This is a genomic window from Micromonospora cabrerizensis (assembly GCF_022230955.1).
GTDB classification, from domain to species: Bacteria; Actinomycetota; Actinomycetes; order Mycobacteriales; family Micromonosporaceae; genus Micromonospora; species Micromonospora cabrerizensis.
This window is the reverse complement of sequence record NZ_JAKKFI010000084.1, coordinates 25,321-48,194: the sequence shown is the minus strand read 5'-3', so window position 1 is coordinate 48,194 and position 22,874 is coordinate 25,321. Positions and strand designations below refer to the sequence as shown.

Sequence of the window (22,874 nt, the reverse complement as noted above, 5' to 3'; positions counted from 1 at the left end):
TTCTCGTGGGCGCAGGTCATGACCACCACCATGGGTCCGTCGCCAATGCCGCACACCAGCACCGGGGTCGCCTCTGGGCGGCATTCGGGCTGCTGGCCACCCTGATGGTGGTCGAGGCGGTGGCCGCCCTGCACACCGGCTCGCTCGCCCTGCTCTCCGACGCCGGGCACATGTTCACCGACGTGCTCGGCATCGGGATGGCGCTCGCCGCGATCACCGCGACCCGGCGGGCCACCGTCGACCCACAGCGCACCTTCGGGCTCTACCGCCTCGAGGTGCTCGCCGCGCTGGCCAACGCCGTCCTGCTCTCCGGCGTCGCGATCTACGTGGTGATCGAGGCGATCCGCCGCTTCGGCGACCCGCACGAGGTCATCGCCGGCCCGATGCTCGCGGTGGCCGTGCTCGGCCTGCTGGCCAACGTCGCCGCCTTCGCCCTGCTCCGCGCCGGAGCCAAGGAGAGCATCAACCTCCAGGGCGCCTACCTGGAGGTGCTCGGCGACCTGCTCGGCTCGGTCGGCGTGATCGGCGCCGCGCTGCTCATCACCGTCACCGACTGGTGGTGGGCCGACCCGCTGGTCGCCGTCGCCATCGGTGTGTTCATCCTGCCGCGCACCTGGCGGCTGGCGCGCGCCGCCGTCCGCATCCTCGTACAGGCGGCCCCGGAGCACCTCCAGGTGACCGCCGTGCACGACCGGCTGGCCGCGGTCCCCGGTGTGGTCGAGGTGCACGACCTGCACGTCTGGACGCTCACCTCCGGCATGGACGTGGCCTCCGCACACCTGACCATGGCACCCGGGGCGGAGGTCGGCGCGGTGCTCACCGCCGCGCGTACGGCCCTGCACGACGACTTCCGGATCGAGCACGCGACACTGCAGATCGAGCCGGGCGCGGCCTCCGGGGCGTGTGGCTCGATCGAGTGGTGACAGCGGTTTCTCGTGATGACGCACGCACCGTCCGTCACATTGGCTGCAGCCGCCCCACCCGCACCGGTAGGCTCGGTCCCGGCCTCCACCAGGCGGCGCCCTCCCGGCGCCGGTGATGGTCGCCGCCTAATCGCCCGCAGGGGCGAACCGGGGAACCACGTTCCTGGGGTGCATCCGCGTCAGCGGTAGGGATCTTCCGTCCCGAACCCGTCAGCTAACCCGGTCGGCGGCTGACGGAAGGACATGCACTGTGGCACCAGCACGACCACCCGCCGCCCGACTGGCGGCCCTGATCGTCGCGATGTTCGCCCTCGGCGTCGCGCTCCCGGCCGGCACCGCCTCGGCCACTCCCCCGACCGGCCTGCGGGCCGCCGCTCCCGACTCCGACGAGGAGGGCGGCACCCCCGCGCTGCGAGCCCAGCTCGAGGCCGCCAGCAAGGGTTACCTGGACGCCAAGCGCGCCCTGGACGCCTCCGTACAGCGGCAGCAGCAGCTCACGGCCCAACTGAAGACCATCGAGGTCGAGCTCGACCAGCGCAACGGCAAGGTCGGCGAGATCGCCGGCGTCGCCTACCGCACCGGTCGGCTCAGCGCCATGTCGGCGCTGCTCAACAGCGACAGCCCGGAAGGCTTCATGGACCGGGCCGCCGCACTGGACGCGGTGGCCGCCAACGAGGACCGGGTGCTGCGCGACCTGCTCACCAGCAAGGACCAGGCCAACCGCACCCAGGTCGCCCTGAACGGTGAGATCAACGAGCAGCGCAAGCAGGTCGCGGTGATGGCCAAGCGCAAGGAGCAGGCCGAGCGGGCCCTGACCGTGGCCACCGCCCCCAAGCCGCAGGTCGCCGCCGACACCGACTCCAACCGGGGCACCTCCGCCGCCAACGCGAAGGCCGCACCGCGCAACTCCGACGGCTCCTGGCCGTCGGAGACGTGCAGCGTCAACGACCCCACGCCGGCCAACGGCTGCATCACCCCGCGCACCCTGCACGCCCTCAACCAGGCCAAGGCCGCCGGCTTCACCCGGTACGTCTCCTGTCACCGGCCCAGCGGCTCCGGCGAGCACCCGAAGGGCCGAGCCTGCGACTTCGCCGCGCAGAAGAGCGGCTTCGGCGGAAACGCCACCGGCGGCGACAAGACGTACGGCAACAACCTGGCGGCGTACTTCATCCGCAACGCCGACCGGCTCGCCGTGCTGTACGTGATCTGGTACCGGCAGATCTGGCTGCCCAGCAGCGGGTGGAAGTCGTACAGCGGGGCGAGCGGCACCCCGTCCACCGACCACACCAACCACGTGCACCTGTCGGTCTACTGATCCGGCCGATCCCCGACGTGCTGATGCCTGTGAGTCATCGTGATGACTCACAGGCATCACGTTCGTCCGGACAGGTCCGGCCGCACTGACCCGTCAAGGTCTGCTCGATGCGCCGGGCCGGGCCGCGGCCCGCTCCCCAGGAGGGCGGTCGGCGGCTGTGGCGGGCTACGTCGCCGGGCGTACCCCTGATGTCGTCGCTCGTCGGACGACCCGGGCGAGGCCCGCGGGCAGCATCGCGGTATGCCTCGGATACCACCCGCCGCCCGCAAAGGGCTGCTCACCCTGCACCTGGTCACCTCGCTGGGGTGGCTCGGCGCCGACCTGGTGCTGCTGACCCTCGGCATCGCCGTGCAGCGTGGCGCCGACCCGGCGGTGCTCTACCCGGTCGGCGCGCTGGTCGGCACCGTCCTGTTCGCGCCGCTGAGCGTGCTGGTCTGGCTCGTCGGTGTCGCCAGCGCGCTGCTCACCCCGTGGGGGCTGCTGCGCTATCGCTGGGTGCTGGTCAAGCTCGTGCTCACCACGGTGATGGTCGGGCTGGTGCTGTTCCTGCTCACCCCGAATCTGCGCCACGCCGGAGCGTTGGGCGCCGCCCTGCCCGCACGGGACCGCGCCGACCTGGTGATCGCACCCGCGGTGTCGACCAGTCTGATGATCATCGCGACGGTGCTGTCCACGTACAAGCCGTGGGGACGGCGTCCCGCAGCCCAACCCGCCCTGGCGGGCCGCGCCCCCAACCGGTGATCCCGCTGCCGCGTCGCAGCTGTGCCGCGCTGCCAAGATCACGCTAGAACCAGGATGTAGTGGCCTCCCGACGCTCGTAGGCCACTACATCCACGATCGAGCACGATCATGAAGCGGGGCTGCGGGCGACGGGGCCGCGGGGGTGGGTCAGGCCGGGGGCTGCGGGTCGCCGCCGCGGTCCAGGGCCGCACCGAGGCGCGTGGCCAGGGCGAGGTGGGCGACCCGGGCCTGGCGGAACGCGTACCGGAACAGGGGGGTCGGCGCGGTCAGCGTGATCTCGACGTCGATCCGGGTCAGGCCGTCCGGCTCGGGGTGCAGCCGGGTGTGGTTACGCACGGTGGTGGCCGGCCACTGGCGGGCCACCATGACGATCTCGTCGTCCTCGCTGATCAGCACGTCCGCGTGGTAGGTGGTCCGGAAGCGCAGCGGGCCGGCCGCCAACTGGTCGTTGATCGTGTAACTGGCCTGCGCACCAGGTCGGGGTGGTAGTCGGCGGACCCGGACGATCAGCGGGTGCAGCTCACCCTGCCGGGTCAGGTCGCTGAGCATCGCCGCCGCCTCGGCCGGCGAGCACCGGGCCTGCACGGTGTAGCTGAAGGTATCGCTGCTGAGCACACCGTCTCCCGCCGTCGATGGTCGCACGATCGTCCCGTACCGATGTCTGGCTGGCAACGCCCGGCGCCGGACCGGACCGGTGCGATGGCACGCCGAGTTGCCGGTTGTCGCATTAAGGTCGTTTAGTGAAGAATCACCCGACCGTGCTGGAGGGCGGACATCATGAACGGCGACGATCCGGTGAGGGGGCACGTGATGGTCTTCGCGCCCACTCCACAGCTGACGGTGACCGTGGACCAGCCGAACGACCACCCCGAGCTGCACCTGCACCCCGGCGGGCAGGGCGTCTGGCAGGCCCGGATGGTGATCTCACTCGGGGTCGACGTGGTGCTCTGCGCCGCCCTCGGCGGCGAGATCGGCCAGGTCCTGGAGCCACTGCTGGTCAGCGAGGGCGTGGACCTCAAGGTGGTGGCCCGTGACTCCGGCAGCGGCGGGTACGTGCACGACCGCCGGGACGGCTCCCGGCAGGAGATCGCCGACGTGCCCGGTCAGCCGTTGAGCCGCCACGAACTCGACGAGCTGTACAACCTGGCCCTCGGCGAGGGCCTGTCGGCCGCGGTGAGCATCCTCAGCGGGCCCAACGAGCCATGGCTCGTCCCTGCCGACCTCTACCGACGCTTCGCCGCCGACCTCAGCGCCAACGGCGCTCGGGTGGTGGTCGACCTCTCCGGCGACCACCTCGGCTCGGCGCTGGAGGGCGGCGTCTTCTTCCTCAAGGTGAGCCACGAGGAGCTGATCCGCGACGGCCGCGCCCGCAGCGACGACAGCGCGGAACTGACCCGGGCCATGTACGAGCTGCACGCGGCCGGCGCCGAGACGGTGGTGGTGAGCCGGGCCGACCAGCCGGCGCTCGCGCTCATCGACGGGGAGCTGTTCGAGGTCGAGATGCCCCGGTTGGAGGCCGCCGACCCGCGCGGTGCGGGCGACTCGATGACCGCCGGGGTGGCAGCCGTCGTGGCCAGCGGCGGGGACATCCGGACCGCCATCCGGACCGGCGCCGCGGCCGGCGCGCTGAACGTGACCCGGCACGGCCTGGGCACCGGCCGACTGGATTCGATCACCGGCCTGGTGGACCGGGTCCGACTCGTGCCGGCGGACAGCCGACCGCAGGAGCGGACGACCCCGGACGAGCTGGCCGACCGGGTGGTCGACCGATGACCCTGCGGGTGCTGATCACGAACGACGACGGGATCGCCGCGCCGGGCATCCAGGCACTGGCCTGGGCTGCCCGACAGCGGGGCCTGGACGTGGTGGTCGCCGCACCGCTGGAGGAGGCGAGCGGCACCAGCGCCGCGATGAGCGCCGTGGAACGGGACGGGCGGGTCGTCGTGAACGAGCACCCGCTGCCCGACCTGGAGGGCGTGCCGGCGTACGGGGTCGGTGGCTCACCCGGCTTCATCACACTGATCGCCCTGCATGGCGCGTTCGGCCCGCCGCCGTCGGTGGTGCTCTCCGGCATCAACCGTGGCGCCAACGCCGGCCGGGCCGTGCTGCACTCCGGGACGGTGGGGGCCGCGTTCACCGCCGCCACGAACGGCTGCCGGGCGATGGCGGTCTCCCTCGACGTGCTCTCCGCGGGCGAGGCGACGGCGGCCAGCGGTGGGGCGGCGGTGGACGCGGCCGCCCGGGTACGCGACGCCGAGCGGCACTGGAGCACCGCTGCGCGGGTCGCCCTGGACCTGCTCCCCCGGTTGACGTCCGCGCCGATGGAGAGCGTGCTCAACGTGAACGCCCCGGACCTGCCGCACGAGCGACTGCGCGGGGTGCGGCGAGGCACGCTGGCCAGCTTCGGCCAGGTGCAGATGACGGTGGCCGAATCCGGCCACGGCTTCGTCCGTACCTCGCTGGAGGAGCCGGGGCAGGCCGCGCAGCCGGGCACGGACGTGGCGTTGCTGGCCGCCGGGTACGCCTCGGTGACGGCCATCCGAGCGGTCACCGAAGCAACCGACATCGACCTGACCGGGCTGGACGAGCAGCCCTGAGCCGGTGGGCTCAGGCGCCGGGCAGCACCTCGGGGGTCGCGGCACCGGCGAAGTAGGGCTCCGGGGCGCCGAACAGGCCGAGCAGACCGGTCACCCACAGCTGACGGTGCACGAACCGGCTCGGCTGCGTGACCACCAGCTTGACGTCGCTGACCTCGGCCGTCTGGAAGCCGGCAACCATGGCGCTGATGCCGACGGAGTCGATGAAGGTGACCAGCCTCATGTTCAGCTCGATGCGCAGCGGGCGGCCCTTGGCCAGCACCTCCGCGATCGCCTCGCGCACCTCGTACGCGGTGTCCACGTCGATCTCGCCCCGCGGCGCGATCTCCACGACACCACCGGACAGAACCGACTTCACGATCGACAGGCTCACGCGAGCACCTCCACCCGCCCGTCCCCCGGGCGCCTCATCAGTACGCGGGCCGCGACCGAGAGTATTCCTCCGACGGCCTCGGTCGCCACCCCTCGGGATGAGTAATTCGCGGATCCGGACCCACAAAGCCGCCCATATCCGTACTTTTCAGTATCTGATTACTTAACACTTTTCGTTATCTGACCCTCGGCGATCAGTCGTGACCGACGCGCCGCCGGACCAGGGTAGCCGCCCGGACCCGGCACGCCCGACAACCGGCCCACGACGTACAGCTGCCCCGTGTGCCACCGGCGTGTCGCCCGCGTCCGCCGCCGCAGATCGGTGCCCGTGGTTGCCGACGCGCCCTAGCATCGGGCCGGGACACCCACCGTGACGGAGAGGACCTTCGATGATCAAGCGACTTGCGGGGCTGGCTGGAGTCGGCGTCTTGCTCGCCCTCGTACTGGCCTGCGGTTTCGGCGGTGGAGGCGACGATGACGACGATGATGACGACTTCGCCCGAGGCGTCGCCGTGACAGTGGTGCGCTGAGTTCGGGTGAGCCGAAGGGCCGGCCGGGTTTGCGCTCGGGCGGCCCTGGGCACTGCGGGGTAGGCGAACCGTGACGCGCTGAACAGACGCCGAAGTCCGAAGTGGCCGCCGGCTTCGGCACCCGAGGAGGTAACCACGATGTTCGGAACCAACCTGCTGGACCGCCGCAGCAAGCCGGAGCGGATCGCGGACCAGGCCTGGGAGCACCTGATCTCGGCCGTCAGCTCCGCTGGAGACAGTGTGCGGGACACCGCCCGATCGGCCCGTCGCAACAGCGGCGACCTTGCCGATGGCGCTGGTGACCTGGTCGGCTCCGCCGCCGAGGAGGCACGTCGCCGCGCCTCGCTGGCCTTCGACGCGCTCGCCGGCCGCCAGCCGGCGCTGCCCTGGACGCTGCTGATCGGCGCCGCCCTCGTCGGCGCGGCGGTCGGCTGGGCCGTCGGGTCCGCCGCGCGGGCCGCCGGCAGCCACGACGATCGCGCCGTCGACGACGTGGAGTTCGTCGACGTCGACCGCCCCAACTCCCCCGCGGTCTGATCAACAACTCTGACCCGCACCGCCATGGGCCTCGCTCGACCCCGGTCGAGCGAGGCCCATTGCCATAAACCCCCCAGCCCGCCCCGCCCCACGTTGGCGTCGATCATGGAGTTGTGGTGGTGGGCAAAGGTGGCTAAGAGCAGCATTTGACCCACCACAAGTCCCTGATCGACGCTGCGGGGTGGGCACGGCGCGGCCCGGAGGCGGGGCCCGGGGGGCAGCAGGGGTGGGGCCGGGTGGGGCCGGTCCGCCGGGTGCCGGACCCCTCAGGCTGCCCGACGGACCGGTGCTCGGGTGGTGGTCCGGGTGCCACCGCGAAACCCGGACCACCCGGTCAGCGGCTCGCGCCAGTGGCCCCTGACGTGGGCAGCCGGCTGCCACCGTGGCGCACGGAGACTTCCGGGTGTGTGCGGGTCGAGCCCCGGGGGACGGGGTCGACCGGATGGGAGCGTCGCAGCCCGGGGGACGGGCACGACGTCGGGAACGGACGGAGCTGCCCCTGGCTCCACCACCCGACGAGAACGGCTCCCGAAATCGAGGAACGCAATTACCGTAACCGAAAGCGCCTCGCTTTGGAAGCGCTCCCACGACCGAAATCCGGAACAGGGGCAGCCCAGCCGTCACCCGCATCGGGCGAGGAGGGCTCACCCGGGTCGGCGGCAGGATCGGACGTCGGCGGACCTCCCGGCCGCGACCGCCGCCCGGTCCGCCGACGGAGCACGGGAGGAGGGACAGATGGCCATCGCGGAGATCAGCCGAACCGACCAGGACATCCAGTCCGCCGTACTCGACGAGCTGACCTGGGAACCGCGGGTGCAGCCGCACGAGATCGGCGTGACCGTCGCCGAGGGCGTCGTCACGCTGACCGGACGGGTGGACAGCTACGCCAAGAAGTGGGCCGCCGAACGAGCCGCGCACCGGGTCGCCCGGGTCCGGGCGGTCGCCAACGACGTGGCCGTGCAACTGGACAGCGGCGCCGAGCGCACCGATCCCGACCTGGCCGCCGCCGCCAGCCACGCGTTGGAATGGGACGCCTTCGTGCCCATCGAGAAGCTCCAGGTCACCGTCTCGGCCGGCTGGGTGACGCTGCACGGCGACGTCGAGTGGGAGTACCAGCGCCGGGCCTCCGAGCGGGCGGTCAGCCGACTGACCGGGGTACGCGGGGTGAGCAACGGCATCACCGTCCGTCCGGCCGCCCCACCCGACGGCCGGGACCTCGCCGAGCGGATCGTCGACGCCCTCGCCCGAGCCGGGGCGACCGAGGCCGAACGCGTCAGCGTCCGGGTGCACGGCGACACCGTGGTGCTCGCCGGGCTGGTGCACTCGATGCCCGAGCGGGCCGAGGTGGAGCAGGTGGCCTGGTCGGCGCCCGGCATCCGCGAGGTGCAGAACCACATCGCGGTCGCCCCGGTGCTGCGCTGAGCGGGCGCGGAACCACCCGGGGTGGGTGAGCCCGTCTCACCCACCCCGGGAGCAGGCTGGGGGCATGAGTGATCCGAACGGGCTGATCCAACCGGGGCGCCCCGCGCCCGGTTTCACCCTGCCGGCCACCCCGGACGGGGGTCTCGTCGGGCCTGAGCAGTTCCGTGGCCGGCCGGTCGTGCTCGCCTTCTACCCCGCTGACTGGAGCCCGGTCTGCGGTGACCAGATGTCGCTCTACCAGTCGGCGGCACCCGTCTTCGACCAGTACCGGGCGGTCGTGCTCGGTATCTCGGTGGACGGCATCTGGTCGCACCGGGCGTTCGCGGAGAGCCGGGGCATCGAGTTCCCGTTGCTGGCCGACTTCGAGCCCAAGGGCGAGGTGGCCCGCAGCTACGGCGCGTACATGTCGAACGGCGAGGCGGCCCGCGCGCTCGTGGTGCTGGACCCGGCGGGGACGGTGACCTGGAGCCAACTGTCCCCACCCGAGGTCAACCCGGGCGCGGACGGCATCTTCGACGCGCTGGACCAACTCGCCGCCGATCGGAAGGTGATGACCGGATGAGCACACCACTTCAGGTCACCGCCCGACTTCGGGACCCGGTGACGACCGACGACCACGTCCGGGGGCCGGCCGACGCGTCGGTGACCGTCGTCGAGTACGGCGACTTCCAGTGCCAGTTCTGCGGCGCGGCGTACCCGAACCTGCACGAGTTGCTGCGGCAACGGGCCGACACCGTGCGGCTGGTCTACCGGTACTTTCCGATCGCCAACGTGCACCCGTACGCGGAACGCGCCGCCGAGACGGCCGAGGCCGCCGGGGCGCGGGGCCGCTTCTGGGAGATGCACGACTGGCTCTACGAGCATCAGGACCAACTCGACCCGGTGCACCTCTCGCTCGGTGTCGAGCAGGTCGGGTTGCCGCCGGACGAGTTGAACGCCGAGGTGGAGGGCCGCAATCACGCGGACCGGGTGCGCCGGGACTTCGTGGGTGGCATCCGCAGCGGGGTGAACGGCACACCCACCCTGTTCGTCAACGGTGTTCGGCACGACGGCGGTTACGACCTGCCCGACCTGCTGGCGGCCGTGGACGCCGCCGACAACGCCTGACCGCCGACCCGCGCGGAACCGCCGACCCGTGCGGGAACCACCGACCCGCTCAGACCCGCCGATCCGCTCAGATGAGCCGCAACTCGCGCGCCCGCCGGACCGCCTCGCGCCGGCGGGTCGCGTCGAGTTTGCGGTAGATGTTGCGGACGTGGGTCTTGACCGTGTTGACCGAGAGCGACAGCTCGCTGGCGATCTCCACGTTGGACAGGATGCTCTGCAGGTAGCGCAGGATGGTCAGCTCCCGCTCGGTGAGCGGCTCGTCGAGTGCGCCCCTCGGCTCGGCGGCCGGCCGGGCGCTGCTCCTGCCCGCCCCCCGCACCAGGTCACTGACCAGCGCGAAGTGTGCGGTGCCGGCGTCCAGGTGGGCGGCCAGCAGGTCCCGCACGGGTGGTTCGGCGTGGGTGAAGACCCGCCGGCAGCCCTGCGGGCCGGCCAGGTCCAGCACCTGTTCCAGGATCCGGCCCGCCCGACGCCCGTCGCCGGCCCGTTCGGCCAGCAGGGCGTCCAGCAGCCCCGCGTCCAGGCGTACCGGCAGGGGCCAGGCCGTGGCCGCCGGTGACTGCCAGACCGGCAGGGCGCGCCCCGCGGCAGCCGGGTCACCGGCCAGCAGTTCCACCTTCGCCGCGGTGACCGCGAGAACCGGGTCGGTTCCGCCGTCGGCGGCACCGGCCACGAGGTCGCGGGCGGCGTCCAGGTCGCCCCGCTCGGCGTGCAGTTCGGCCTCCGCGGCCCGCAGCAGGCCGACCAGCTCGGTCGCGGTAGGCCGGTCGACCAGCGCCTCCCGCGCCCGGAGGAGCAGCCGTTGTCCGGCTGCGGGATCGCCGGAGTCGCGGTGCAGCCTGGCCCGGCACAGCGCGGCCACCGTCGCCGCGACGGGTTCGTCGGCGGCGGCGATCGGCCAGTCGTCGCCCGCGTCCGCCTCGGGACCGCCGACCCAGCCGCCGACGACGCCGAGTGCGGGGCCGGCGAGGGCGAGGTTCGCGGCGGCCTCCTCCGGCTGGTCGCGGAGCTGCGCCACCAGGGCCAGCGCCAGGTACGCGTAGGCGCAGTCGAGCCGACAGGACCAGCCCCGGCAGGGCGGCATTCCCAGCGCGTCCCGGGCCGCCTGCTCGGCCGCCCGCAGCTCACCGCGCACCGCTAGCAGCAGGGCGGCGCGGCTGGCGCCGACCAGTTCGGTACGCGGCCGGCCGGCTTCCCGCGCCGCCGCCCGGGCCCGGACGAACCGGGCGGCCGGCAGTGCGCCGTCGGCCAACTCGACCAGCCCGAGGGCGGTGCCGGTGAACGCTCTCAGGTCCGCGTCGTCGGCCGCGCCACCCCCACCGGCCGTCGGGGCGGTGTTGGCCGTCCCGGTCGGCGCCGAGTCGGTCACCCGCATCGCGGTGGCGCCCGGCGGGCGGCTGCGGAGCAGTCGGGCGGCGGCTGCCCGGACCTCCGCCGGGTCGTCGGCGAGGCGGGCGACGCTCACCTCCAGCGCGGTGACCAGGCGCAGGAACCGGTCCCGGCGTGGCACGGGCAGGCCCGCGGCGTGGTCGGCGGCCGTCCGCAGGTGACTGCTGGCGGCCGGAAGATCGCCGGCGTACGCGCGTTCGGCCGCGCAGGCCAACGCCACCTCCGGGTCGGCGCGGATCACCTCCGCTGGTGGGGCCAGGGGGGCTGGGGCGTGCACGGGATCCCGGTCGTACCGGGTGAGTTCCGGCCAGTGCGCGACGAACAGGTCGCCGGCCAGGTCCCAGCGGCCGGCGGCCAGCGCGTGCCGTAGACCGTCGGCCGCCCGCCCGTCGCCCGCGTACCAGTCGGCGGCCCGTGCGTGCAGCTCGCGCAGCTCGTCGGCGGGCAACCGGGCAAGGTCGGCGCGGAGCAGGTCGGCGAGCAGGGGCTCGCAGCGGTACCAGGGTGGGCGCGTGTCCTCCCGGTGCAGCAGGCCGCCGGTCCCGGCCAGGGCGGCCAGCGCCGGCCCGGCGTCGGCGCGACCGGTCAGCGCCTCGGCCAGGTCGGCGCAGACGGTCTCGACGACGGCGGTGCGGCGCAGCAGGTCCTCGTCCGCCGGGTCGAGTGTCGCGAGCACCTCCTCGTGCAGGTAGCCGGCGATCTCCGGCTGGTCACCGCCGAACTGCCCCACCCAGCGCTCCGGGTCGGGCTGCTCCCGCACGGCCAGGGCGGCGATGCGCAGCGCGGCGGGCCAGCCTCCGGTCCGATCCCGCAGTCGGTGTACGGCTGCCGCCGGCAGCGCGGCGGCGTGTGCGGTGAGCAGGTCAGCCACCTCGTCGTCGGTGAACGCCAGCTCGTCCGGGCCGATCTCGGTCAGCTCGCCGGCGAGGCGTAGCCGGTGCAGGGGCAGGTGCAACCCGGCCCGCGCGCCGATCACCAGGCGCAGCCGCTGCCCGGCATGGCGCAGCAGGAACTCCAGGCCGGTCAGCGCCGCCGGGTCGGCGACACGGTGCAGGTCGTCCAGGATCAGCAGCACCGGGCGGTCCGCGGCGGCGAGCGTGGCGGCCAGCAACTCCAGCTGCTCGGGTCGGGGCGGCCGGTCGGGCAGCGGGCCGTCCTGCGCCGACCCGGTCGCCGACCGCAGCGCCGCCGCGAGGTACGCCCAGAGCCGGTCGCCGTCGTCGCCAACCTCCACGGACACCCACGCCGGGACCGGGCGGGCCTCGGCCGACACCGACAGGTCGCCGGAGTCGGGCACGACCGCGCCCGGCTCGACGTCGGGCGCACCACCGTCCAGTCGTACCCAGGAGGCGAGCAGCGTGGTCTTGCCCCAGCCGGCGGGAGCGGCGATCAGGGTGACCGGCCCGGCGCTGCCCTCGTCCAGCCGGCGCAGCAGTCGGGGCCGGGCCACCACCGGTTCCGGCGGCACGGCCGGAGTCAGCCGGGACGCCAGCAGCGGTGACTCCGCCGGACGCCCAGGTGCCGTACCGACCGTTCCTGCGGTTTCGACCCGTACGCGATTCTGCTGTTCTGGCACCCAGCCCCACCCCCACCGCGCGCTCCACCCCCGGTCGGCGAGCGGTTACCCGGCGGGGGCCGGTTCACCCCTTCCGGGCGAGCACGCTTCACCCGGCCGGGACCGACGATCGGGGGACGTGGACCACGAGGACGGGTGGGGACGAATGGGACGGCTGGCGCGGGCGGGACCCGCCCTCGGCAGCGCGGCGCTGACCGGGGCGGCGCGGTTGCTGCGCGTACCCGGAAGGCGCGGCCGGACCGGCGCGGACGGCGACCCCGGCGCGCCGGCCCGGTGGCAGGTGGTGACGGTCGACCGGCCCCCGGAGCAGGTGCTCCCCGATGGTCGTTGGCCCGAACCGCTGCGCCGCCTGGGCGGCGCCGTCGAGGTGCGGGTGCGCCCGGCGCCCGGCGACCGGGGCACGGAGCTGGCGGCCCGGCCGCTGGCCGGCGGCACCCCGCCCGCCGGGCTGGCCGCGCACCTGGTGGGTGACGACCCGGGCCTGGTGGTGCGCCGCGCCCTGCGCCAGGTCAAGCAGCGGGTGGAGGCCGGTGAGGTGCTGCGCGCGGACCGGTCCGCGCTGGACCGCCGGAAGGCGCACGGGTGAGGGCGCTGTGCTGGGTCGCCGCCGACGAGGTGGCGGTCCGCGAGGTGCCCGACCCGGAGCTGCGCAACGAGCGTGACGTGATCGTCCGGGTTCGTCGCAGCACCACCTGCGGCGGTGACCTGCCGCTGCTGGCGGGGCGGGACCCGCTGCTGCGGGCCGGCGACGTGCTCGGGGCCGAGTTCCTGGGCGAGGTGATCGAGGTCGGGCCCGCGGTCCGCCGGCACCGCACCGGCGACCGGGTGGTCGTCGGCGCGAGCGTCGCGTGCGGCGGCTGCTGGTACTGCCGTCAGGGCCTGCACTCCTGCTGCGACAACAGCAGCGCCGACCTGGCGAGCGCCGACCCCGACCGGAAGGGGTCGGACGCGGGCGGTTTCGGTCGACCCCGGGCGGCGGGCGGGTTCGCGGGCGGTCACGCCGATTACGTACGGGTGCCGTACGCCGACGTGGTGGCGTTTCCGGTGCCGGAGGCGGTCGACGACGACCGGGCGTTGTTCGCCGCCGACGCGGCACCGGCCGGGTGGTCGGCGGCCGAGGTGGGTGCGGTGCGCCCCGGCGACGTGGTGGCGGTCTGGGGCGCCGGAGCGGTGGGCCAGTTGACCGCCTGGGCGGCGGTGCGGCGTGGTGCCGCCCAGGTGCTGGTGGTGGACCGGTACGAGGAGCGGTTGCGGATGGCCGAGTGGTACTTCGGCGCGGAGCCGCTGGACTATCGCCGGACTGACGTCGCGGCCGAGTTGCGGGAACGCAGTGGTGGGCGTGGGCCGGACGTGTGCGTGGTGGCGGTCGGCTGGTCGGCGGCCGGTCGATTCGGTGGCCGCTCCGCCGACCACCCCGATGCCCTGCGGGAGGCCGTGTACGCCTGCCGCAAGAGCGGTGTGGTGGTGGTGCTCGGCGGGTCGGCCGGTTTCGTCGACGCGTTTCCGCTGGGCACGGTGACCGACCGGCGGCTCACGCTGCGCGGGGCCCGGCGGCCGGACCTGCGGGACGTGCCGATGCTGCTGGACCGGATGGCCCGCGACGAGCTGCGCACCGAGCAGTTGGCCACCCACCGGCTGCCGCTGGAGGACGGCCCGCACGGGTACGCGTTGTTCCGGGACCGGGCCGACGGGTGCGTACGGGCCGTGTTCACGCCGTGACGGCCCCCTCGTGATCTGCCATCGGGCACCGCGAATGGCAGACTCTGGGGATGGCTGGGGAGCGAACGTACGACGTGGTGCTGTTCGGGGCGACCGGGTTCACCGGGGGCCTGACCGCCGAGTACCTGGCCCGGCACGCGCCGCCGGGGCTGCGCTGGGCGCTGGCCGGGCGCAACCCGGGCCGCCTCGCCGCCGTCCGGGATCGGCTGGCCGCGATCGACCCGACGCTGGTCGACCTGCCGCTGCTCACCGCCGACGTGACCGACGTGGCCTCGCTGCGCGCGGTCGCGGAGAGCGCCCGGGTGGTGGCCAGCACGGTCGGCCCGTACGTCCACCACGGTGAGCCGCTGGTCGCCGCCTGCGCCACGGCCGGCACCGACTATCTGGACATCACCGGTGAGTCGGAGTTCGTCGACCTGATGTACGTGCGCCACCACGCCGAGGCGTCCCGCACCGGCGCGCGGCTGGTGCACGCCTGCGGGTTCGACTCCATCCCGCACGATCTGGGCGTCTGGTTCACCGTCAAGCACCTGCCCGCCGACGTGCCGATCACCGTGGACGGTTACGTGCGCGCCGGTGGCCGGTTCTCCGCCGGCACCTACCATTCGGCGCTCACCGCGTTCTCCCGTACCGGGCAGGCCAGCCAGGCCGCCCGGGACCGGCGGGCGGTCGAACCGCGCCCCACCGACCGCCGGGCGCGGGCGGTGCCCGGCCGGCTGGCCCGCTCCGCCGAGCTGGGCATCTGGACCGTGCCGCTGCCGACCATCGACCCGCAGGTGGTCCGCCGGTCGGCGGCGGCCCGCCCGGAGTACGGCCCGGACTTCCGTTACCGGCACTTCGCCGCCGTGAAGCGGCTGCCCACCGTCGTGGCCGGCGCGGTCGGGCTCGGCGCGCTGGTCGGCCTGGTGAAGCTGCCACCGAGCCGACGCTGGCTGCTCGGCCGACTTGCCTCCGGGCAGGGGCCCACCGCCGAGCAACGGGCGGCGTCCTGGTTCCGGGTCCGGTTCGTGGGCACCGGCGGCGGGCAGCGGGTGGTCACCGAGGTGGCCGGAGGCGACCCCGGCTACGACGAGACGGCGAAGATGCTCGGCGAGTCGGCGCTGTGCCTGGCGCTCGACGAGCTGCCGCAGACCGCCGGGCAGGTCACCCCGGTCGCCGCGATGGGCGACGCGCTGCTGGCCCGGCTCGTCCGGGCCGGGCTCACCTTCCGGGTGCTCAAGCAGCAGACGGCGCAGCACTCGGCTTGACCCTCGACCGGGTCGAGGGGGCAGGATGCCCAGCGTGAGTGACCTGCACAGCATCGGTGAGCTGGCGAGGGCCAGTGGCCTGACCGTCAGCGCCCTGCGTTTCTACGATTCGGCGGGGGTGCTGGAACCGGCCCTGGTCGACCCGGTGACCGGCTACCGCTGGTACACCGACGCGCAGATCGCCCCGGCCCGGTTGGTGGCCGGGCTGCGTCGGATCGGTATGCCGGTGCCGGAGATCGCCGCCGCGGTCCGCGCCGAGCCGGCAGCGGTGCACCGGTTGCTCGACACGCACCTGCGCCGGCTGGTCGACGGGCTCACCGACGCCCGCCGGGAGGTGACCCGGCTCCGGGCGTTGGTCGACCCGGCCCAGCCGAGCGCCACCACGCTGCTGCTCTCCCCCGCCGACCTGGCCGTCGCGCTCGACGCGGTGCGCTTCGCCGTCGGCGCGGACCCGGAGCTGCCGATGCTCTCCGGCGTGCTGCTCGACGTGGAGCCCGACGGTGTCCGGCTCGTCGCGACCGACCGGTACCGGCTCGCATTGGCCCGGTCCCGGGCCGACGTCGACGGGCCGCCGGTGCGGGTGTTCGTCCCCGTGGCCCTCGTCGACCAGCTCCGGCCACTGCTCGACACCGCCGACGCCTGGCCGGTGACGCTGACCGTGGCGGGCGCGGACCTGCGGGTGCTGGTGGCCGACCGGACGTTGACCGGCGCCGCCCTGCCGTACGACTTCCCGGACTACCGTCGGTTGCTGCGCAAGGCCGTCGGCGAGCGCCGCGCCGCTCGCCGGATCACGGTCGACGTGGCCACGCTGCGCGCCGCGCTGGCCGACCCGGCCGCCCCCACCGTCGCCCGCGACCATGACGGCACGACCCGGGAGGTCACCGTGCTCGGCGTCGACGACCAGGGCGGGCTTCGGCTGCTCCCCGCCGCCGACCTGGGCACCGACGCGCTGCGGGTCGGGGTGGACGGTGGCTACCTGTTGGACGCGCTGAACGCGGCCGGCGCGCCGCAACTGGTGCTGGAGCTGGACGGGCCGATCGGCCCGCTGGCCGTACGCCGTCCGGACGACGCGGACACCTACTCCGTGCTGATGCCGATCCGGCTGTAGAAACCCCTCGCGCTCCCCGTCCCGGGGTGGAAACGTGCGCGACGGTAACATCTGATGGTTCACCAGTGAACCCCGGACGGAGGCGTACGGAGCAGCATGCTCGACATGGAGTTGATCCGGAAGGATCGCGAGGCGGTGGCGACCGCGCTGGCGAAGCGTCTGGATCCCGCCGAGGTCACCAGTGCCCTGGACGAGATCCAGCGGCTCGACCAGGAACGACGCGCCCTGATCACGGAGATCGACGCCGAGCGGCAGCGTCGCAAGGCGGAGGCCCGGGCGTACGCGCAGGCCAAGCGCGCCGGCGAGGAGCCGCGGGCCGTCGCGCCGGAGGCCGAGCGCCAGCAGCTCGCCGAGCTGGAGTCCCAGCTGGACGAGGTGCAGGCCCGCCTGCGCGACGCGATGAGTGAGCTGCCCAACCTGCCCAGCGACGACGTCGTGGCCGGCGGCAAGGAGGCCAACCGGGTCGTGAAGACCTTCGGCGAGCCGCCGGTGATCGACAAGGTCCGCGACCACGTCGAGCTGAGTCGCGCGCTGGGCCTGGTCGACTACGAGCGCGGGGTCAAGCTGGGTGGGTCCGGTTTCTGGATCTACACCGGCGTCGGCGCCCGGCTGGAGTGGGCGCTGCTCAACTACTTCATCGACCAGCACATCAAAGCCGGCTACGAGTTCCTGCTCCCGCCGCACCTGCTGCTGGACTCGGCCGGCTTCGCCGCCGGCCAGTTCCCCAAGTTCTACGACGACGTCTACCACCTCGACGCGGCGTCCGCCCCGCGCGGGCAGTTCCTGCTGCCCACCTCGGAGACGGCGATCCTCGGGGCGTACCAGGACGAGATCCTGGAGACTCCGAAGCTGCCGCTGAAGGCGTTCGCGTACACCCCGTGCTACCGGCGGGAGTCGGCCGGCTCGCACTCCGACGAGCGCGGCACGGTGCGCGGGCACCAGTTCAACAAGGTGGAGATCTTCCAGTTCACGCTGCCGGAGCAGGCCGACGCGGCTCTGGAGGAGATGCTCGCCCACGCCGAGGGCCTGGTCGAGGGGCTGGGTCTGCATTACCAGCGCACGCTGCTCTCGGCCGGTGACGCCAGCGCCTCGATGAAGAAGACCCTCGACATCGAGGTGTGGATGCCGAGCACCGGCAAGTACAAGGAGGTGTCGTCGGTGTCCTGGGCCGGCGACTACCAGGCGCGTCGGGCGGCCATCCGCTATCGCGAGCCGGGTGGCAAGCAGACCCGCTTCGTGCACACCCTCAACGGCTCGGCGCTGGCCACGAGCCGGCTCTTCCCGGCCATCCTTGAGCAGAACCAGCAGGCCGACGGCAGTGTCCTGATCCCGAAGGTCCTCCAGGACCGCCTGGGAACCGACCGCCTAACCCCGCGCTAACCCCACCCCGACCCCCGCCCCCGCCCCAGCGGTCGATCATGAAGTTATTGCCCCTCGCCTCGGCGCGTCGCGGCGATAACTTCATGATCGACGGGGTTGGGCGGGCGGTGCGGGCGCTTCGTGAGGAGTGCGAGCAGGATCAGGGTGGCCAGGCCGGCCAGCAGCATTGCCGGGCCGATCTCGTCCAGGGCGTCGGCCAGGGCCCGCTGCACCTGGGACGCCACCTGGACCACCGGGTCCCGCAGGGCGTCGCGGCGGCCGGCCGCCAGCCGTAGCTCGTACCAGCCGTACCAGGCGACGTAGCCACCGGCGAGCAGCAGCATCAGGCCACTGAGCCGGGGCACCAGCGCGCCGGCGACGCGCAGCCGCGCCACCAGGCCGTCGCGCACCAGCGCCACACCGAGCGCGGCGACCGCGACCACCAGACCCATCCCGAGGGCGTACGCCCCGAACAGCGCCACCCCCTGAGCGGTCGAGCCGGCCTGGAGGCTGGTCACCACGATGGCCAGGAACGGCGCGATGGCGCAGCCGAGCGACGCCAACGCGTACGCCGCACCGAACAGGACCATCGACGGCCAGGAACGGGTCAGCCGGGGCGCTCGGGCCGACCAGCCCGGGGAGGGCAGTCGGCGGCCGGCCAGCAGCCAGCAGCCCGCCAGCACCAGCAGCACGCCGAGCGTCACGGTCAGCCACGGCAGCCGGGGCCGCAGCCAGCCGGCGAGCGGCGCGAGCGCGAGACCGAACGCGCCGAAGACCAGCACGTACCCCAGGGTCAGCCCGGCCGCCGCGGTGAGCGCGCGGCCGACCGCGCCGCGGGCGTCCGACGCCCCGGCGACCAACAGCGAGAGGTACGCGGGCAGCAACGCGAAGCCGCACGGGTTGACCGCGCCGAGCATGCCGGCGGTCAGCGCGAGCAGCAGTGCGGCGGTCACGCCCCGGCCAGGGCGGCGACGCGGGCGGTGAGCGCCTCGCCGTCGAGGAAGCCCTGGTGGACCACCGTTCCGTTCCGGTCGATGATCACGAAGATGCTCTGTTCGGTCACCTTGAACCGCTTCCAGAGCGCGCCCTTGCGGTCCTCGATCTGCGGCGTTCCGGCGAGGTCGAACTCGGTGACGAACTCCTTCATGGCGCGTTGCTCGCCCAGCCCGGCGACGCCGATGATCGGCACGGTGTCCCGGTAGCGGGGCGCGACCTCGGCGACCGTCCAGGCCTGGCTGGCGCAGGTGGCGCACCACGGCGCCCAGAACCACAGCACCACCGGCTTGCCGGCGAGCTGCGCCGCGTCGAACGCGGCGCCGGTGAGGGTGGTGCCGGTGAAGCGCAGGATGTCCGGGACCTGCGCCGGGGCCGGGGGTGCGACGCTGACCGGCGCACCGGTCGGCGAACCGGTCGAGGCCGGGGCCGTTCCGGCGACGGCCGGCCCACGCGGGGCGGTGCCGGTGCAGGCAGCAGCGCCGGACAGGGCCACGACGAGCGCTCCGGCGGTGGCGGCGCGGCGCAGGTGCCCGGCCGCCGTCCATGCCATGCCACTGGGCATCCGCTTCTCCGTTCCGGTCAGGAGGAGAACTCTTCCTGACCCATCAGGCGTTGACTGGTTGCCCTTTCCTACTCGGCCTTGGCGAGGCGCAGAGCCAGCTCCGGGCACACCTTGACCGCCTTCAGCGCGCCCTCCCGCAGCCACGTCGGCACGGGGGTGGGCGGGAAGGCGGGATATCCGTTCGCGTCGAGCCGGATGAAGTCCGGTACGACGTGCGCGCAGAGGCCGTGCCCGTCGCAGCGTGACCAGTCCAGGGTGAGCTTCTGCGGGTTCGCATCGGGTGCGCCCGGCAGCCCCATCACGCCCTTGACCCGTCGGCCGCAGCCGTCGCCGGTGCTGTGCAGCCGCAGGTCCTCGGCGAAGACCTCGATGGCGGAGAGCGCGAACCGGGCGGTGCCGTCCGGGTGGCTGCACGCGCCCCGGCCCTTCACCTCGCCGGCGGCGGCTCGCACCACGTCCGCCGGCTGGCTGCCGGCGACCGCCAGGTCCACCGCGCGGGCCAGGTCCGGCAGGCCCATCTTGCACGGCCCGCACTGGCCGGCGGACTCGCCGGCGAGATAGCGCACCACCTGGGCGGCCTCACCGAGCGGGCAGGTGTCCACACCGAGCGGGACGATGATGCCCGCGCCGAGGGTGCCGCCGACCGCGGCCAGGCCCTTGCGGGACACCTCGGCCTTCTCCGCCGCCTCCGGGGTGATCCACTTGCCGTGGTAGCCGCCCATCAGGATGCCCTGGGTGTCCGGCACCTCGCACAGGTCGAGGACGTCGCGCAGCGGCATTCCGGCGGTGCACTCCACCACGGCCGGCCGGCCCGCCGCGCCGGTCACGGTGAGCAGCACGGTGCCCGGCTCGTCGTCGGTGCCGAGGGCCGCGTACTCGTACGGGCCGAGGCGCGCGCCGACGGCGAGCTGGGCGTACGTCTCGGCGTTGGAGAGCAGGGTGGGCAGACCGCTGACCCCGGAGTCGCTGGAGCGCTTCTTGGTGCCGGGCGGGATGTGCGGCAACCCGTTGATCCCGTTGACCAGTGCGCCGCCCTCACCGGAGATGAACCGGTGCGGCACGGTGACGATGGTCGTCAGCACCGGCATCCGGCGCTCTTCGAGGGCCTCCATCAGCGAGTCCCGGCCGACCCCGTCGTCGGCCACCCCGATGACGATCTCGTCGGCGTCCAGCGCGTACGCGGCCAGCGCCGCGCCGTCCAGGATCAGGTGCGGCGCGCGGGTCAGCAGCACCTTGTCCTTCCAGCTGGCCGGCTCCCCCTCGGTGGCGTTGACCACCACCACGGCGGCGAGGTCCTGCCGTTCGCAGGACTCCAGCACGGCCCGCATCTTGCGGGCGAACGGGAAACCCGCACCGCCCTTGCCCTTGAGCTGCATCCCCTCGGCGAGCCGGAGCAGCTGCGCCGGCTCCATCGGGCCGATCGGGCCGTGCACCTCCTCGTGGGCGGCCAGGTCGAGTCGGCCGTACTCGGCGAAGCCGGCGGTGAGCCGGGGCTCGCCCACGCAGGCGACCGGTGGCACGGCGGTCCGCATCACTTCGCCTCACCCCGCAGCCCGGCCCAGTACGCCCCGTCGACCGCGTCGGCGCTGGCCTTGCGGCGCTTGGCGGACCGGCCCTCGCCGGCTGCCCGGCGGGCACGGCGGGAGGCCAGGTCGACCAGGGTCGGGGTGTCGTCGACCGGCGGCGGCACCTCGTCCGGCACGTACCGGGCCGGCGGACGCCAGTAGTCCGGCTCCTCCGGCAGGTCGTCGTCGGCGCTGTGCCGGCCGCTGCCGCTGCGCGGCGTCGCGGAGATCGGGCTGCTGGAGATCGGGCCTGCGGAGATCGGCTCGACGGAGACCGGGCCGGCGGAGATCGGCTCGGCGGCCTGCCACCGGCGCGGGCTGTCCCACGGCTCCTCGGGCTCGATGGTCGGTGGGGCCGAGTACCGGCTGCCGTCGTCCTCGCTGCGGGACCGGCGGCTGGACCGTTCGACGACCGGGTCCTCGGCGCGTCGCCGGCCGGCCGGAACGTCCTCGTCGCGGGTACGCGAGCCGCGCCGCCGGGCCACCGGCTCCAGCTCCTCCTCGTCGCGGAGACGGGTCCCGGTGTCCTCCACGCTGCGGCGAGCCGATCGGCTGGTCGTGGTCTCCTCGGTCCGCCGGCCGCGCGAGGACCGTTCGGTGTCGCGGCGGGCCGCCGGCTCCTCCTCCCGCCGACGTCGGCTCGGCCGGGTGGGCTCGACGAGGGAACCGGGCTCGGGCACCACCGGGACGGTGAACCGTTCGGGGTCACGTCGCGCGGCCGGCGCGGCCCAGGTGGCGGTGGTGGTGTCCGCCCAGGCGGGACGCTTGTCGGCGGCCTTGCTGCGCCGGCCCAACCCGCCCAGCAGCATTCTGGCGGTCTTCGCCTCCTCGGCCCGGCCGGCCATCACCGCGTTGCGCACCGCGGCCTGGTGCTGCTCGCGGCTGCGCCGACCGACGGTGACCGAGAAGCGGACCAGCAGGGCCAGCACCACCAGCAGGATGCAGCCGAGGTAGCTGAACACCACCCAGGGCGCCGCGGCCCGACCGGCGTTGAGGCCGTGAAAGACAGCGAACGGCCAGGCCAGGTACGCGGTGGAGTGCAGCGTGCGCCACAGCCACTTCGGGCCGACGTCGGCGAAGCGGGCCCGGATGATCCCGGTCCAGATCACGCTGACCATGAGCAGGGCGGCCACCGTGCCGAGCCCGACGTAGAGCCCTCGGCCGCCGATGAACGGCACCACCGCGTCGGTCGCCGCCGCCCGGCCCGTGGCGATCTTGGTGAGGACGTGGAAACCGAGCCCGGCCACGCCCAGCACACCGGTGGCCCGGTGGGCCGACTGCATCAGCACCCGGTGCGAGATGCGCAGCACCAACCGGTCGGTGGCGAGCAGACCGAGCATCACGGTGAGGCTCAACGCCACCAGGGAGATCACCCCGGCGAAGAACTCGGTGAAGAAGAAGCCGTACGCGTACGCCTTCTGGCCGGTGCCGGTCAGCATGACCGCGGCCCACAGCGCGGCGAGCACCGACGCGATCAGCATGGCTGTCGCCGACCGCGACGGGGTACGCACCCCCCGACTGCTGGCGCTGGTCCGGACGGTCGCCGCCTTCTTGTCCTGCTGTGCCCGGGCCATCTGCTCCTCGATCGTCTCGCGGCGGCGTACCACCGGCCGACCCCTGCTCCCCCATCCAGTACGGACGGTGGGGGCGCGCGGATCACCCGCTGCCAAAAATTTCTGGGACGGGATCGAACCGACTGCCGTCGACGTGCGTTGCGCACGCTCACAAGCGCGAGTTGAGGCAGTGACGAATCTCCATTCGTTGACAGTCACTGCAACAGACTTGTAACCTTTCAGAAATTTTCAGCCT

The 22,874-nt window shown here is 73.7% G+C and carries 22 protein-coding genes and 1 riboswitch; of the genes, 15 read left to right on the top strand and 7 right to left on the bottom strand.

Going from position 1 to position 22,874, the window contains the following annotated elements:
* The first annotated feature begins 5 nt into the window (after positions 1–5).
* The 3 genes from LADH09A_RS22520 to LADH09A_RS22510 all read left to right on the top strand — a co-directional run bounded on the left by LADH09A_RS22520 (position 6) and on the right by LADH09A_RS22510 (position 2,979).
* The gene (locus LADH09A_RS22520; protein ID WP_238647453.1) at positions 6–923 is read left to right on the top strand and encodes a cation diffusion facilitator family transporter; all 918 of its coding nucleotides are present in this window, start codon (positions 6–8) and stop codon (positions 921–923) included.
* A 113-nt stretch (positions 924–1,036) separates the two neighbouring features.
* A riboswitch (cyclic di-AMP (ydaO/yuaA leader) is annotated at positions 1,037–1,168 on the top strand.
* Positions 1,169–1,173: 5 nt separating this feature from the next.
* Positions 1,174–2,238 (top strand): coiled-coil domain-containing protein, encoded by a 1,065-nt coding sequence (locus LADH09A_RS22515; RefSeq protein WP_372492335.1) that lies wholly within the window; start codon positions 1,174–1,176, stop codon positions 2,236–2,238.
* Between the two features lie 240 nt (positions 2,239–2,478).
* Positions 2,479–2,979 (top strand): hypothetical protein, encoded by a 501-nt coding sequence (locus tag LADH09A_RS22510; protein ID WP_238647452.1) that lies wholly within the window; start codon positions 2,479–2,481, stop codon positions 2,977–2,979.
* Between the two features lie 147 nt (positions 2,980–3,126).
* Here LADH09A_RS22510 and LADH09A_RS22505 read toward each other — a convergent pair whose 3' ends face one another.
* The gene (locus tag LADH09A_RS22505; RefSeq protein WP_238647451.1) at positions 3,127–3,594 is read right to left on the bottom strand and encodes an SRPBCC family protein; all 468 of its coding nucleotides are present in this window, start codon (positions 3,592–3,594) and stop codon (positions 3,127–3,129) included.
* Positions 3,595–3,756: 162 nt separating this feature from the next.
* On the opposite strand from LADH09A_RS22505, the gene LADH09A_RS22500 reads away from it, so the two are divergent.
* The gene (locus LADH09A_RS22500) at positions 3,757–4,752 is read left to right on the top strand and encodes a 1-phosphofructokinase family hexose kinase (protein ID WP_238647450.1); all 996 of its coding nucleotides are present in this window, start codon (positions 3,757–3,759) and stop codon (positions 4,750–4,752) included.
* Positions 4,749–5,576 carry a 5'/3'-nucleotidase SurE gene (surE, locus tag LADH09A_RS22495; RefSeq protein WP_238647449.1) on the top strand — a complete coding sequence of 276 codons (828 nt, stop codon included), beginning with the start codon at positions 4,749–4,751 and terminating at the stop codon, positions 5,574–5,576. The genes LADH09A_RS22500 and surE overlap by 4 nt, the downstream gene beginning before the upstream one ends.
* 10 nt (positions 5,577–5,586) lie before the next feature.
* Here surE and LADH09A_RS22490 read toward each other — a convergent pair whose 3' ends face one another.
* On the bottom strand, positions 5,587–5,949 hold the full coding sequence (locus tag LADH09A_RS22490; RefSeq protein ID WP_088949581.1) for an STAS domain-containing protein: 363 nt from the start codon (positions 5,947–5,949) through the stop codon (positions 5,587–5,589).
* Between the two features lie 388 nt (positions 5,950–6,337).
* Between LADH09A_RS22490 and LADH09A_RS22485 the strand changes: the two genes are divergently transcribed.
* From LADH09A_RS22485 to LADH09A_RS22465, 5 genes are all read left to right on the top strand, one after another.
* A complete protein-coding gene (locus tag LADH09A_RS22485) occupies positions 6,338–6,478 on the top strand; it encodes a hypothetical protein (RefSeq protein ID WP_157744063.1) in 141 nt (46 codons plus the stop codon).
* A gap of 138 nt (positions 6,479–6,616) precedes the next feature.
* Entirely contained in the window at positions 6,617–7,015 is a 399-nt protein-coding gene (locus LADH09A_RS22480) for a hypothetical protein (RefSeq protein WP_238647448.1), read from the top strand.
* 735 nt (positions 7,016–7,750) lie between these two features.
* Positions 7,751–8,437, top strand: a complete 687-nt coding sequence (locus LADH09A_RS22475) for a BON domain-containing protein (protein ID WP_238647447.1) — start codon at positions 7,751–7,753, stop codon at positions 8,435–8,437.
* Positions 8,438–8,501: 64 nt separating this feature from the next.
* Positions 8,502–8,999, top strand: coding sequence for a redoxin domain-containing protein (locus tag LADH09A_RS22470; RefSeq protein ID WP_238647446.1), 498 nt, complete (start codon positions 8,502–8,504; stop codon positions 8,997–8,999).
* The gene (locus LADH09A_RS22465; protein ID WP_238647445.1) at positions 8,996–9,544 is read left to right on the top strand and encodes a DsbA family protein; all 549 of its coding nucleotides are present in this window, start codon (positions 8,996–8,998) and stop codon (positions 9,542–9,544) included. The genes LADH09A_RS22470 and LADH09A_RS22465 overlap by 4 nt, the downstream gene beginning before the upstream one ends.
* A 67-nt stretch (positions 9,545–9,611) precedes the next feature.
* Here the strand turns inward: LADH09A_RS22465 and LADH09A_RS22460 are convergent, their stop codons facing one another.
* Entirely contained in the window at positions 9,612–12,509 is a 2,898-nt protein-coding gene (locus tag LADH09A_RS22460) for a winged helix-turn-helix domain-containing protein (protein WP_372492334.1), read from the bottom strand.
* A 145-nt stretch (positions 12,510–12,654) separates the two neighbouring features.
* Between LADH09A_RS22460 and LADH09A_RS22455 the strand changes: the two genes are divergently transcribed.
* The 5 genes from LADH09A_RS22455 to serS all read left to right on the top strand — a co-directional run bounded on the left by LADH09A_RS22455 (position 12,655) and on the right by serS (position 17,963).
* Positions 12,655–13,095, top strand: coding sequence for a hypothetical protein (locus tag LADH09A_RS22455; RefSeq protein ID WP_238647444.1), 441 nt, complete (start codon positions 12,655–12,657; stop codon positions 13,093–13,095).
* Entirely contained in the window at positions 13,092–14,228 is a 1,137-nt protein-coding gene (locus LADH09A_RS22450) for an alcohol dehydrogenase catalytic domain-containing protein (RefSeq protein WP_238647443.1), read from the top strand. Before LADH09A_RS22455 ends, LADH09A_RS22450 begins: the two co-directional genes overlap by 4 nt.
* Positions 14,229–14,278: 50 nt before the next feature.
* Positions 14,279–15,475 carry a saccharopine dehydrogenase family protein gene (locus tag LADH09A_RS22445; RefSeq protein ID WP_238647442.1) on the top strand — a complete coding sequence of 399 codons (1,197 nt, stop codon included), beginning with the start codon at positions 14,279–14,281 and terminating at the stop codon, positions 15,473–15,475.
* A 43-nt stretch (positions 15,476–15,518) separates the two neighbouring features.
* Positions 15,519–16,583, top strand: coding sequence for a DNA polymerase III subunit beta family protein (locus tag LADH09A_RS22440; protein WP_372492338.1), 1,065 nt, complete (start codon positions 15,519–15,521; stop codon positions 16,581–16,583).
* A 96-nt stretch (positions 16,584–16,679) separates the two neighbouring features.
* On the top strand, positions 16,680–17,963 hold the full coding sequence (serS, locus tag LADH09A_RS22435; RefSeq protein ID WP_238647440.1) for a serine--tRNA ligase: 1,284 nt from the start codon (positions 16,680–16,682) through the stop codon (positions 17,961–17,963).
* Between the two features lie 44 nt (positions 17,964–18,007).
* Here serS and LADH09A_RS22430 read toward each other — a convergent pair whose 3' ends face one another.
* The 4 genes from LADH09A_RS22430 to LADH09A_RS22415 all read right to left on the bottom strand — a co-directional run bounded on the left by LADH09A_RS22430 (position 18,008) and on the right by LADH09A_RS22415 (position 22,672).
* On the bottom strand, positions 18,008–18,895 hold the full coding sequence (locus tag LADH09A_RS22430; RefSeq protein ID WP_238647439.1) for a cytochrome c biogenesis CcdA family protein: 888 nt from the start codon (positions 18,893–18,895) through the stop codon (positions 18,008–18,010).
* A complete protein-coding gene (locus LADH09A_RS22425; RefSeq protein ID WP_238647438.1) occupies positions 18,892–19,500 on the bottom strand; it encodes a TlpA family protein disulfide reductase in 609 nt (202 codons plus the stop codon). The genes LADH09A_RS22430 and LADH09A_RS22425 overlap by 4 nt, the downstream gene beginning before the upstream one ends.
* 68 nt (positions 19,501–19,568) lie before the next feature.
* Positions 19,569–21,032, bottom strand: a complete 1,464-nt coding sequence (locus tag LADH09A_RS22420) for an NADH-quinone oxidoreductase subunit NuoF family protein (RefSeq protein ID WP_238647437.1) — start codon at positions 21,030–21,032, stop codon at positions 19,569–19,571.
* Positions 21,032–22,672, bottom strand: a complete 1,641-nt coding sequence (locus LADH09A_RS22415; protein ID WP_238647436.1) for a ferric reductase-like transmembrane domain-containing protein — start codon at positions 22,670–22,672, stop codon at positions 21,032–21,034. Before LADH09A_RS22415 ends, LADH09A_RS22420 begins: the two co-directional genes overlap by 1 nt.
* Positions 22,673–22,874 lie beyond the last annotated feature (202 nt).

What these genes read in the sequence shown, in the direction of transcription:
- LADH09A_RS22500 (WP_238647450.1), top strand. Translation starts at nt 3,757, where the DNA reads ATGAACGGCGACGATCCGGTGAGGGGGCACGTGATGGTCTTCGCGCCC.
- LADH09A_RS22475 (WP_238647447.1), top strand. Translation starts at nt 7,751, where the DNA reads ATGGCCATCGCGGAGATCAGCCGAACCGACCAGGACATCCAGTCCGCC.
- LADH09A_RS22445 (WP_238647442.1), top strand. Translation starts at nt 14,279, where the DNA reads ATGGCTGGGGAGCGAACGTACGACGTGGTGCTGTTCGGGGCGACCGGG.
- LADH09A_RS22510 (WP_238647452.1), top strand. Translation starts at nt 2,479, where the DNA reads ATGCCTCGGATACCACCCGCCGCCCGCAAAGGGCTGCTCACCCTGCAC.
- surE (WP_238647449.1), top strand. Translation starts at nt 4,749, where the DNA reads ATGACCCTGCGGGTGCTGATCACGAACGACGACGGGATCGCCGCGCCG.
- LADH09A_RS22425 (WP_238647438.1), bottom strand. Translation starts at nt 19,500, where the DNA reads ATGCCCAGTGGCATGGCATGGACGGCGGCCGGGCACCTGCGCCGCGCC.
- LADH09A_RS22420 (WP_238647437.1), bottom strand. Translation starts at nt 21,032, where the DNA reads ATGCGGACCGCCGTGCCACCGGTCGCCTGCGTGGGCGAGCCCCGGCTC.
- LADH09A_RS22485 (WP_157744063.1), top strand. Translation starts at nt 6,338, where the DNA reads ATGATCAAGCGACTTGCGGGGCTGGCTGGAGTCGGCGTCTTGCTCGCC.
- LADH09A_RS22455 (WP_238647444.1), top strand. Translation starts at nt 12,655, where the DNA reads ATGGGACGGCTGGCGCGGGCGGGACCCGCCCTCGGCAGCGCGGCGCTG.
- LADH09A_RS22470 (WP_238647446.1), top strand. Translation starts at nt 8,502, where the DNA reads ATGAGTGATCCGAACGGGCTGATCCAACCGGGGCGCCCCGCGCCCGGT.
- LADH09A_RS22480 (WP_238647448.1), top strand. Translation starts at nt 6,617, where the DNA reads ATGTTCGGAACCAACCTGCTGGACCGCCGCAGCAAGCCGGAGCGGATC.
- LADH09A_RS22465 (WP_238647445.1), top strand. Translation starts at nt 8,996, where the DNA reads ATGAGCACACCACTTCAGGTCACCGCCCGACTTCGGGACCCGGTGACG.
- serS (WP_238647440.1), top strand. Translation starts at nt 16,680, where the DNA reads ATGCTCGACATGGAGTTGATCCGGAAGGATCGCGAGGCGGTGGCGACC.